General features: G+C 74.6%; 10 protein-coding genes and 1 pseudogene. 7 read left to right on the top strand and 4 right to left on the bottom strand.

Features of this window, described 5'->3' with window-relative positions; translation table 11 throughout:
- Nucleotides 1–88 precede the first annotated feature (88 nt).
- Nucleotides 89–667, bottom strand: coding sequence for a hypothetical protein (locus tag ACFSL4_RS11380; protein WP_381081258.1), 579 nt, complete (start codon nucleotides 665–667; stop codon nucleotides 89–91).
- Between the two features lie 3 nt (nucleotides 668–670).
- Here ACFSL4_RS11380 and ACFSL4_RS11385 point away from each other — a divergent pair, with 3 nt between their 5' ends.
- The 4 genes from ACFSL4_RS11385 to ACFSL4_RS11400 are packed head-to-tail and all read left to right on the top strand — an operon-like array spanning nucleotide 671 to nucleotide 3,937.
- Nucleotides 671–1,666 (top strand): FAD:protein FMN transferase, encoded by a 996-nt coding sequence (locus ACFSL4_RS11385; RefSeq protein WP_381081260.1) that lies wholly within the window; start codon nucleotides 671–673, stop codon nucleotides 1,664–1,666.
- A complete protein-coding gene (locus ACFSL4_RS11390; protein WP_381081262.1) occupies nucleotides 1,663–2,394 on the top strand; it encodes a ferric reductase-like transmembrane domain-containing protein in 732 nt (243 codons plus the stop codon). Before ACFSL4_RS11385 ends, ACFSL4_RS11390 begins: the two co-directional genes overlap by 4 nt.
- On the top strand, nucleotides 2,391–3,719 hold the full coding sequence (locus tag ACFSL4_RS11395; protein WP_381081264.1) for an NADH-ubiquinone oxidoreductase-F iron-sulfur binding region domain-containing protein: 1,329 nt from the start codon (nucleotides 2,391–2,393) through the stop codon (nucleotides 3,717–3,719). Before ACFSL4_RS11390 ends, ACFSL4_RS11395 begins: the two co-directional genes overlap by 4 nt.
- A complete protein-coding gene (locus ACFSL4_RS11400) occupies nucleotides 3,716–3,937 on the top strand; it encodes a ferredoxin (protein WP_381081266.1) in 222 nt (73 codons plus the stop codon). The genes ACFSL4_RS11395 and ACFSL4_RS11400 overlap by 4 nt, the downstream gene beginning before the upstream one ends.
- Nucleotides 3,938–3,968: 31 nt before the next feature.
- Here ACFSL4_RS11400 and ACFSL4_RS11405 read toward each other — a convergent pair whose 3' ends face one another.
- Nucleotides 3,969–4,550 (bottom strand): hypothetical protein, encoded by a 582-nt coding sequence (locus ACFSL4_RS11405; RefSeq protein ID WP_381081268.1) that lies wholly within the window; start codon nucleotides 4,548–4,550, stop codon nucleotides 3,969–3,971.
- A gap of 98 nt (nucleotides 4,551–4,648) precedes the next feature.
- On the opposite strand from ACFSL4_RS11405, the gene ACFSL4_RS11410 reads away from it, so the two are divergent.
- The 3 genes from ACFSL4_RS11410 (at nucleotide 4,649) to ACFSL4_RS11420 (ending at nucleotide 7,175) form a co-directional block, all read left to right on the top strand.
- A complete protein-coding gene (locus ACFSL4_RS11410; RefSeq protein ID WP_381081270.1) occupies nucleotides 4,649–5,341 on the top strand; it encodes a response regulator transcription factor in 693 nt (230 codons plus the stop codon).
- Nucleotides 5,338–6,681 (top strand): HAMP domain-containing protein, encoded by a 1,344-nt coding sequence (locus tag ACFSL4_RS11415; protein WP_381081272.1) that lies wholly within the window; start codon nucleotides 5,338–5,340, stop codon nucleotides 6,679–6,681. Before ACFSL4_RS11410 ends, ACFSL4_RS11415 begins: the two co-directional genes overlap by 4 nt.
- A gap of 92 nt (nucleotides 6,682–6,773) precedes the next feature.
- Nucleotides 6,774–7,175, top strand: a complete 402-nt coding sequence (locus tag ACFSL4_RS11420; protein ID WP_381081274.1) for a VOC family protein — start codon at nucleotides 6,774–6,776, stop codon at nucleotides 7,173–7,175.
- Here ACFSL4_RS11420 and ACFSL4_RS11425 read toward each other — a convergent pair.
- Both ACFSL4_RS11425 and ACFSL4_RS11430 read right to left on the bottom strand, forming a co-directional pair.
- On the bottom strand, nucleotides 7,158–7,859 hold the full coding sequence (locus tag ACFSL4_RS11425) for a helix-turn-helix domain-containing protein (RefSeq protein ID WP_381081276.1): 702 nt from the start codon (nucleotides 7,857–7,859) through the stop codon (nucleotides 7,158–7,160). The two genes, ACFSL4_RS11420 and ACFSL4_RS11425, sit on opposite strands and share 18 nt — an antisense overlap.
- Nucleotides 7,860–7,979: 120 nt before the next feature.
- A pseudogene (locus ACFSL4_RS11430) lies at nucleotides 7,980–8,132 on the bottom strand (YihY/virulence factor BrkB family protein); the annotation flags it as partial.

Consider the following 8,132-nt stretch of genomic DNA (forward strand, 5'->3'; position numbering starts at 1 on the left):
GCACCGTCCAACGGGGTCCGGCAGAAGTGCGTGCCGGAAGGTCGTCTTCTCGTGACGGCCCGTCACCGCGGCGGCCGCTCGTCCGAGATTAGCGTCCTCTTAGGGGGGCCTTAACCCGCCGTCCGCTGGGGTGAGACGGCACGCGCGGGGTCTCCACCACGCAGGTGGGATCGCCCCGCACGGTCCTTGAGGGCCGTGGTCCCCAGGCAGGAGCGAACAGCATGAAACACAGGGACACCGCCGGCGCGGAGCGCCATGACGGCCTGAAGCGGCTGTCCAGGCTGACCTGGCGTGTCACCCAGCTCAGCGCGCTGGCCACGGTGGCCTTCGCGACGCTCTTCACACGGTCCGCGCCGGTCGTCGCCGACACCCAGTCGCCCGGCACCGAGTCGGCTCCGGGCGGGGTCGGCGCGAGTGCCTCCGCCTCTCCCACGGCCTCCGTGCAGGAGTCGCCCTCGGCCTCGCCCTCGGCCTCCGCGAGCGCGTCGCCGACCGCCTCGGCAGGCCCGAGCAGGTCCCGCACGCCGACCGCCACGACGACCACGCGCTCCGCGGCGCCCGCCCCGACGGCCACCCGCAAGACCACCGCGCCGGTGATCACGCCGACGACCACGGCGCCGAAGCCGACGCCGAAGCCCACGCAGACGACGTCGTCGCCGAGTCCCAAGGGATGAGCGGCTCCGCCCGGCCGGCCGGCGCCGTCGCGCCGCTTACCGGCATCGCCCGCGCGGAATTCCGGGCCCTGGGTACCGTCGCCACCCTGCTGGTCGCGGACCCCGCGGGGCTGGAGGAGGCCCGCGCGCTGCTGGACGCGGAACTCTCGGCGATCGACCTCGCCTGCTCCCGTTTCCGTGAGGACTCCGAACTGAGCGCGCTCAACCGGGCCGACGGCCGTCCGCTGCACGTCAGCGACACGTTCGTCGACGCGCTCGCCGTCGCCCTCGACGCGGCGGCGGCCACCGGCGGCGACGTCGACCCGACGTGCGGCGGCGTGCTGGTCGGCCTCGGCTACGACCGGGACTTCACCGAGGTCGCCCGCGGCGGCGCCGGGACGGTCGTGACCGCGCGGCCGGTACCCGGCTGGCGCGTGGTCGAACTCGACGCGGAGGCAGGCGTGGTACGGGTCCCGGCGGGGCTGGTGCTCGATCTCGGGGCGACGGCCAAGGCCCTGGCTGCGGACCGCGCCGCGGCCCGGATCCACGCCGCCGTCGGCTGCGGGGTGCTGGTCAACCTGGGCGGTGACATCTCCGTCGCGGGACCGGCGCCGGACGACGGCTGGCGGATCCTGGTCACCGACGGCACGTCCCCGGCCGGCGAGGACGCCGGCCCCGCGCGCACCGGCGCACCGCTGCGGGCCGTCGCCATCACCGAGGGCGGCCTCGCCACCTCCGGGACCGGGGTGCGCCGTTGGCGCCGCGGCCGGGAGACGGTCCACCACATCGTCTCCCCGGCCACCGGGGAGTGCGCACCCACCCACTGGCAGACCGTGACGGTCGCCGCGTCGACGTGCGTGGGAGCGAACACCGCTTCGACGGCCGCCATAGTACGGGGGGAGGCGGCTGTCGACTGGCTCGAAGGGCTCGCCGTGCCGGCGCTCCTGGTCCGCCCCGACGGCCACACCACCGCCACCGGTGCCTGGCCCCGCCACCACGGAACAACCGGATGACCACGATGCCCCTGACGACCGCCCCCCTTGCGCTGCCCTTCGAGGTGTCCTTCGACGGACCGGGCCTGTGGTACGCGACGCGTGCCACCGGACTCGTCGCGCTTCTCCTGCTCACCCTCTGCGTCACCCTCGGCGTGCTGACCACGGTCCGGTTCACAAGCCCGAAGTGGCCGCGCTTCGTCACCGTCGGCCTGCACAACAACACGTCCCTGCTCACCGCGGTCTTCCTCGCTCTGCACGTCCTGACCACGGTCGTGGACTCGTACACCGACATCCGTCTGACCGACGCCTTCCTTCCCTTCGCCGCGAACTACCGCCCCGTGTGGCTCGGTCTGGGCACCGTGGCCTCGGACCTGCTGATCGCCCTGATCGTCACCAGCCTGGTTCGCGTACGCATGGGACACCGCGGCTGGCGCGCGATCCACTGGCTCGCGTACGTCAGCTGGCCGGTCTCGGTGGTGCACGCGCTCGGCACGGGCACCGACCCGGCGACGGTCTGGGGGTCGGCTCTGGTGCTGGTCTGTCTCGGCGCGGTCCTGGGTGCGTCCGTGTGGCGGCTCGCGACCGGCTGGCCCGAGCGCAGGGGCCTGCGGCTGGCGGTGGCGACGGCGGTGGTCGCCGTGGTGCTGGCCGGCTGGGGATGGGCGAGCAGCGGACCGCTGGCCCCGGGCTGGTCCCAGCGGGCTCTCGCGCCCGTGCCACCTGCCTCCGCGACGAGGGCCTCATGACGCTGACCACCACGGCGGGCAACCGTCTTCCCGCCGCACCGCGACTGCCCAGACTGCTCGCCGGCGCCCCGCGGAACAGGCCGGCCGGCCTCACCGAGCACCTGGCCCTGCACGGCCGTCCGCCCCTGGGCGGGCCGGGTGACCGCGACCGCCCGAACCGCCTGATCGACCGCGTCGAGCGCTCCGGACTGACCGGCCGGGGCGGCGCGGGGTTCCCGACGGGGCGCAAGCTCCGCTCGGTGCTGGACCGCCGGGGCACGCCGGTCGTCGTGGCCAACGGCTCGGAGGGGGAACCCGGCAGCGCCAAGGACCACCTGCTGCTGACCCGGGTGCCGCACCTCGTGCTGGACGGGATCTCCCTGGCGGCGTACGCGGTGGGCGCGGACGAGGCGTACCTCGCCGTGCACCGTACCGACACCGCGGTGCTCACCGTGCTCGGCCAGGCGCTGGACGAGCGCCGGCAGGCCGGTCTCGCCCCGGTCCCGATCCGGCTGGTCGGGATACCCGGGCGCTATGTGTCGAGCGAGCAGTCGGCCATCGTGCAGTACCTCAACAAGGGGCCGGCCAAGCCGACGTTCGCGCCGCCGCGACCGCACGAGCGCGGTGTGCACGGCCGTCCGACCGTGGTCAACAACGTCGAGACGCTGGGCCACCTCGCGCTGATCGCCCGCCACGGCGATGTGTGGTTCAGGTCGGCGGGCACGCCGGGCGCACCGGGGACGACCCTGGTCACGGTCAGCGGCGCCGTGGGCCGGCCGGGCGTGTACGAGATCGAGATGGGCACTCCCGTCGGACACACCGTCACCCTTGCCGGGGGGCTGGTGGAACGTACCGGCGCGATCCTGGTCGGCGGCTATTTCGGAACGTGGATTCCGGCCGACACCGCCTGGTTCACTCCGCTGACCCACGCCGACCTGCGGGCGGTCGGCGGCGCCATGGGCGCGGGGATCGTCATCGTGCTGCCGGAGTCGTCCTGCGGGCTGGCCGAGACGGCACGGGTGGTCCGCTACCTGGCCGAGGAGACCGCCGGGCAGTGCGGGCCGTGCGTCAGGGGGCTTCCGGAGCTGTCGGACGAACTCGTCACCCTCGCCTACAGCGGCGGCCGGGGCCGCACGCTCGCCCGCGTCCGGCAGCTCATCGAACTCGTCGAGGGCCGCGGCGCGTGCAAGCACCCCGACGGGGCGACCCACCTGGTGCGCAGCGCGCTGACGGCGTTCGCGGAGGACGCGTACTGGCACGACGAGGACCGTCCCTGCACGGGCCTGGAGCGCCCGCCGCTGCTGCCCTTGCCGGACGATCAGGCACGAGACTGGGAGTTCCGGTGAGGTACAGGCTGCGCGTCAACCCCATCACCTGCGAGGCGCACGGCATGTGCGCCGAACTCCTGGGCGAGATCATCAGCCTTGACCCGTGGGGATACCCGATCCTCGACTCCGACGCGGTGCCCCCCGCACTCGTCGGGCACGCCGAGCGCGCGGTGGTGAGCTGCCCGACACTGGCGCTGATCCTGGACCGCTCCTCCCGTGCACGGGCGCGGGCCTGAGCCGGGTCCGCGGCACGGTGTCCGGCCGGGTTCAGTGGTGGTCGTCGCCCTCGTGCTCGGTGTCGTCCTCGGACTCGGTGCCGACCTGCGCCGTGGGCACGCCCGAGGTACAGCCGACCCGCAGGACGACCAGTGAGCGGGAGGACGCGAAGGTCACGGAGGCGACACGCGAGGGCCCCCGGGACACCGACTCCACCCGGTACCCCTGCGCAGGGCTCCACGACGTGAGATACGCCCCTGCCGCGCCGCACACGGCGAGCGCGGTGCCTCCGGGCGAGGCCACGGCCTCGGTGTGGCCGGTGGTCTGCGACGGCGACACGGCCGGGGCCGGACGCGAAGGGCTGGGTCCGGCGTCGGCTTGGGCGCCGGGGTGCGGGCTGCCCGCGGTTGCGGCGGCCGGATCCGAGGGGGCGGCGGCCGGGTCCGAGGAAGCGGCGGCCGGGTCCGAGGAAGCGGCGGCCAGCGCGCGGGCGACGTCGTCGCCGCTCCAGGTGCGCGTCCGGCCGGCGTAGATGCCGTCACCCAGCGTCGAGATCGCGAGGAGACTCAGGGCGATCGCCGTGGCGGCGCCGATGGTCCAGGCGGCCACACCTCCGAATACGCGCGCGTTCATGGGCGTCATCATGGCCGCCGGCGTCCTAAAGCCGGGTAAAGGCTTCGACAAGGCCAGGCGCGAGGCACACGGCACCGGCTGCATTATCGTATGGCGCCATGGCACAGCTGCTGCTCGTGGAGGACGATGCGGCGATACGCACTGCGCTGACCCGTTCCCTGACGGAGCGAGGGCATGCGGTCGCCAGCGCGGGCACCGGCCTGGAAGCGCTGCGACTGCTGGTGGAGCGTCAGCCGGATCTGCTGCTGCTGGATCTGGGGCTGCCCGATGTCGATGGCTATGAGGCCCTTCGCATGATCCGTGCGGTCAGTGATGTGCCGGTGATCGTCGCCACGGCCCGTGACGAGGAGGCGGAGATGATCCGGGTGCTTGACGCCGGAGCCGACGACTACCTCGTCAAACCGTTCGGACCGGGCCAGGTCGACGCCCGGATACGGGCCGTGCTGCGCCGCACCACGGCCGACCGGGCCGGTGGCCTGGAACCGACCGTGGTCGGCGGCCTCGCCTTCCGGCCGGACGCGCACGAGGTGCGACTGGAGGGCCGTCTGCTGGAGCTGAGCCCCAAGGAGTTCGCACTGCTGCATTACCTCGCCGTGCGCGCCGGGCAGGTGGTGCCCAAACGCGATCTGCTCACGCACATCTGGCGGCAGCCCTACGGGGGCGCGGACAAGACGGTGGACGTGCACCTCGCCTGGCTCCGGCGCAAGCTCGGTGAGACGGCGCAGGAACCCCGCTACCTGCACACGGTGCGCGGCGTCGGCATCAAACTCATGGATCCGACGGTGTCATGAGGCGGCGCCTGGTGCTTCTGGTGGTGGCGACCAGCTCTCTCGTCCTGGTCGCCTTCCTGCTGCCCCTGGGACTGCTCGTGCGCACCGTCGCCGAGGACCGCGCGATCGACAGGGCCGTGACCCGGGCCCAGTCGATCACGCCCCTGGTCGCCCCCCTGGACCGGCCCCGACTGGCCCAGGTCGTCAGAGAGCTGGACGCCAGGGCCCCCGCCAGTCCCCTGACCGTGTTCCTCGCCGACGGCGGCACCGTGGGGGCATCGGCGCCGCGCTCGCAGGCCATGCGCCTGGCCGCGAGCGGCCGCAGCATCGTCGCCCAGGCCCCGGGAGGAGTCGAGGTCCTGGTCGCGGTCCAAGGGCTGCCGGAGGGCACGGCGGTCATCCGGGTCTTCGCCCCGGAGTCCGAACTGCGCCACGGGCTCGGCACGGCCTGGCTGCTGCTGGGCGCGGTGGGGGCCGGGCTGCTGGTGCTGAGCGTCCTGGTGGCCGACCGGCTCGCCCGTTCGCTCGTCCGGCCCCTCAGCGATCTGGCGCACGCCTCCGACCGCCTCGGGGCGGGCGATCTGTCGGCCAGGGCGTCACCCGCCGGTCCGCCGGAGGTACGCAAGGTGGGAACCGCGCTCAACACCCTGGCCGGGCGCATCGGGGAACTGCTGACGAGGGAACGCGAGTCCGTCGCGGACCTCTCGCATCGCCTGCGCACCCCGCTGACCGCGCTCCGCATCGAGGCGGAGTCGCTGGCCGACCCCGAGGAGAGCCGGACCATCAGCGAGGGACTCGACACGCTGGAACGCACCGTGAGCGACATCATCCGGCAGGCGCGCCGCCCGTCCCACGGCGGCCTGTGGGCGGTCTGCGACGCCGCCGCGGTCGTACGGGAGCGCGCCGACTTCTGGTCGGTGCTCGCGGACGAGCAGCAGCGGCCGATGTCGGTCCGGATACCGGCGGGCCCGATTCCCGTGCTCGCCTCCGCCGAGGACCTGGCGGCCTGCGTGGACGTGCTCCTGGACAATGTCTTCGCGCACACGCCGGACGGAGTCGCCTTCGGCGTCGGCCTCTCGCCTCGGCCGGGCGGCGGCGCGCGGCTGACGGTGCAGGACGCCGGGCCGGGATTCACCGGAGGCTTCCCCACCGAGCGCGGCGCCAGCCAGGCGGGCTCCACGGGGCTCGGCCTCGACATAGCACGGCGTACGGCGAAGGCGGCCGCCGGAACGCTGGAGCTGGGCAACGGGCCGGCCGGTGGCGCGTCGATCGTGCTGGAGCTGGGCGCCCCGCCCGGACCCCCGCCGCGCCGCCACCGGCGCCATGTGCCTCCGCCCCACGCCGGCAGCGGCTCGCGGTGATCCCGCCAAAGGCGCCCGCGGCCGTCCGCCCGGGACCGCCCAGGTCCGATTCGTTCAAGACCCGGCCCCCTTCGCCCTCCTACGGTGGCCGTATGACTCCACGATTCGACGTGATCGGCCTCGTCGTCTCCGACCTGGCCGCGTCCCTCGCCTTCTACCGCCGTCTCGGCCTCGTCTTCCCCGAGGGCGCCGAGCGGCAGCCGCACGTCGAGGCCGAACTGCCGGGCGGGCTGCGGCTCGCCCTGGACCCCGAGGAGACCGTCCGCTCCTTCCACCCCGGCTGGCAGCCCCCCGCCGGCGGCTACCGGGTCGCGCCGGCCTTCCGCTGCGACTCCCCCGCCGAGGTGGACAGGGTGTACGAGGAGCTGGTGGGCGCCGGGTACCACGGCGAGCTCAAGCCGTGGGACGCCCCCTGGGGGATGCGGTACGCGGTCGTGCACGACCCGGACGGCAACGGCGTCGACCTGTTCGCGCAGCTACCCGCGGGCCAGTAGGTCACCCAGCGGCATCCCCGCCAGCTGCCGCACGTCGCGCGCCAGATGGGCCTGGTCGGCGAAACCGGCACGTGCCGCGGTCTGCGCGTAGGGCACCCCGGACCGCGCCAGCGCCAGCGCCCGCTGCAGCCGCAGCACGCGGGCCAGCGTCTTCGGGCCGTAGCCGAACGCGGTGAGCGAGCGGCGGTGCAACTGGCGTGCGCCCAGGCCCAGGGCGTCGGCGGTGGCGGCCACCGGGCGGCCCGCGTCGAGGGCCGCGACCAGGGCACCGAGCAGCGGGTCGGGGGCCGACGCCCGTCCGGCCCTCTCCAGCGCGATCTCCTCCAGTGCGGTCGCGGGATCGGCGGCGGCGCTCACCCGCCCGGCCAGTCGGCGCACCTCGGCGGCGGGCCACAGGTCGGCCAGCTCGACGCGCCGGTCGCGCAGTTCGTACGCCGGTACGCCGAGGAGGGCGGGCCCGCCGCCGGGGCGGAAGCGGACACCGGCCCAGTGTGTGGGCGGGTTCCCGGGGTGGTGGGCGTGTGTGTCGGGGCCCGCGACCAGGAGCCTGCCCTCGGTCCACAGCAGGTCCATGCAGCCGTCGGGCAGCACCGGCGGCCCCGCGGCGCTCGGCGTGTTCGTCCACACGACCGCGCCGTCGAGCCGGGACGCCCGTTCCGCGTATCCGTCTTCGCCGGCGGCCATGTGCCCCACGCTACGCTCTCGGGGGCCCGGTGGCCCCCGGCGGGCGATCACCCCGGACCGCGTACGGTCCCGTCGGCCGGCCGCACGGCGGGAACCATCCCGAAGGCGGCAGGGGGCCGCTCACTCCCCCGCCTCGTCCGCCTTCCGTGCCTGGGGAGGCGCGCTACGCGCATGTGTCCGCAGCCGTGACGTGACGTCCTCCGGGGGCAGGAAGCGGGACCAGCGCTCCGGGAACTCCGACGGCATGTCCGGGTCGTCGGGGTCGGCCGCGCG

The organism is Streptomyces caeni, from assembly GCF_042678285.1.
Lineage (GTDB): Bacteria > Actinomycetota > Actinomycetes > Streptomycetales > Streptomycetaceae > Streptomyces > Streptomyces caeni.